Source organism: Streptomyces sp. SID5910, assembly GCF_009862125.1.
GTDB lineage: Bacteria > Actinomycetota > Actinomycetes > Streptomycetales > Streptomycetaceae > Streptomyces.
On sequence record NZ_WWHX01000346.1, the window covers coordinates 1 to 2068 of the forward strand.

The window sequence follows — 2068 nt, forward strand, 5'->3', positions numbered from 1 at the left end:
CCGGGGGCGTTGCCGGTCCCGGAATCCGCGCCGGCGGTGGGGCGGGCCGCCGGCCGCGGGGGCGGGTCCGAGTGGGGCGCGGAGTCCGCCTCCGGGCTGCTCGACGGTGTGCGGCGGTGGCTCGCCGAGAGCGGGGCGGAGCCGACCCCCGCGCGCGTGGCACAGGCGCTGCGGGAGCAGGGGCGGGTGCTGGGGGACGCGGAGGTCCTCGGCGCCGCCGAGCGGTTGCGGTCGGAGCTCGTCGGCAGCGGGCCGCTGGAGCCGCTGCTCGCCGATCCGTCGGTGACCGACGTACTGGTGTCCGCCCCGGACCGGGTCTGGGTGGACCGGGGCGGTGGCCTGGAGCTCACGTCGGTCGCCTTCGCGGACGCCGGAGCGGTGCGGCGGCTCGCGCAGCGTCTCGCCGCCGTCGCCGGGCGCCGGCTCGACGACGCCCGGCCGTGGGTGGACGCCCGGCTGCCCGACGGCACCCGGTTGCACGCCGTGCTGCCGCCGGTCGCCGTCGGCTGCACCTGCCTGTCGCTGCGGGTGGTGCGTCCGCGCGCGTTCACGCTCGACGAGCTGACGGCGGCGGGCACCGTGCCGCCCGGCGGTGACCGGGTGCTGCGGGCGCTCGTGCGGGCCCGGCTGTCCTTCCTCGTCAGCGGCGGCACCGGCAGCGGCAAGACGACGCTGCTGAGCGCGCTGCTGGGGCTCGTCGGGCCCGGTGAACGGATCGTGCTGGCCGAGGACTCGGCGGAGCTGCGGCCGGACCATCCGCACGTCGTCCGGCTGGAGACCCGGCCCGCCAACCAGGAGGGAGCGGGCCTGGTCAGCCTGGAGGACCTGGTGCGCCAGGCCCTGCGGATGCGGCCGGACCGACTGGTCGTCGGCGAGGTGCGCGGCCCCGAAGTGGTGCATCTGCTCGCCGCGTTGAACACCGGCCACGAGGGCGGCTGCGGGACCGTGCACGCCAACGCCGCGGCTGACGTGCCCGCCCGGCTGGAGGCGCTCGGCACCGCGGCGGGGCTGGACCGGGCGGCCCTGCACAGCCAGCTGGCGGCGGCTCTGTCGGTCGTCCTGCACCTGGTGCGGGACCGGGCGGGGCGACGGCGGATCGCCGAGGTGCACGTACTGGAACGGGACGCGTCGGGCCTGGTGCGGACGGTGCCGGCGCTGCGGTGGGGCACGGAGGCGTTCGTGGCGGAGCGCGGGTGGGACCGGCTGCGAGAGCTGCTGCGCGGCGAAGGACTCGGAGCACGGCCTGCGGAAGGGGAGACGAACAGGTGACGGGGACGGGTGAACTGACGACGGCCGCCGCCCTGGCGTGTCTGGCAGCGGGGACGTGGCTGACGGCAGGGTGGCAGGCGGGAGCACGGCGCGCGCGGGTGCTGCTCGCGGGAGGTGGGGCGGTCGGGACCGGGCCGCCCGTGGTGCGGCGGGTGACGGACGGACTGGCGCAGGTACGCGGTCGGCTGCGGGCCGAGTGGTGGTCCCTGGCGGCCGGGCTGGTGCTCGCGGTGCTGGGCGGCTCGTTGCTCCCGGTCGTCGCGGGGGCGGCCGGAGTGCCGGTGCTGCGGCGGGTGCGGCTGGCCGGCCGGGACCGGCGGGACCGGGAGCACCGGCAGGACGCGGTGATCGCGCTGTGCGGCACGCTCGCGGGCGAGCTCCGGGCGGGACGGCAGCCGGGCGAGGCGTTGCTGTGCGCCGCCCAGGACTCCGGAGGACTCGATGACGGGCAGGCGGCGGTACTGGCGGCAGCCAGGTTCGGCGGGGACGTGCCGGCCGCGCTCGCGGCGGCGGCCCGACGGCCGGGCGCCGAGGGGCTGCGGGGCCTGGCGGCCTGCTGGCGGGTGGCCGTCGACCAGGGCGCCGGGCTCGCGGCAGGGCTTGAGCGGCTGGAGGGCGCCCTGCGCGCCGAACGGGATCAGCGGGCCGACCTGCGCGCCCAGTTGGCGGGCGCCCGCGCCACGGCGGTGATGCTCGCCGGCCTGCCGGTGCTGGGCCTCCTGCTCGGTGTGGCCCTCGGCTCCGACCCGCTGCATGTGCTGCTGCACACCGGAGGGGGACTGGGCTGCCTGCTGGCCGG

Annotated in this window: 2 protein-coding genes; both read left to right on the forward strand. The window is 78.6% G+C overall.

Translation table 11 applies throughout. The features are described from left to right. Positions 1-36 precede the first annotated feature (36 nt). Complete coding sequence (locus tag GTW67_RS11875) at positions 37-1269, forward strand: TadA family conjugal transfer-associated ATPase (protein WP_346010627.1); 1233 nt, start codon at positions 37-39, stop codon at positions 1267-1269. Beyond that, positions 1266-2068: type II secretion system F family protein (locus tag GTW67_RS11880; RefSeq protein WP_161164771.1), on the forward strand; the 803-nt coding region annotated here is incomplete at its 3' end. The genes GTW67_RS11875 and GTW67_RS11880, both read left to right, overlap by 4 nt.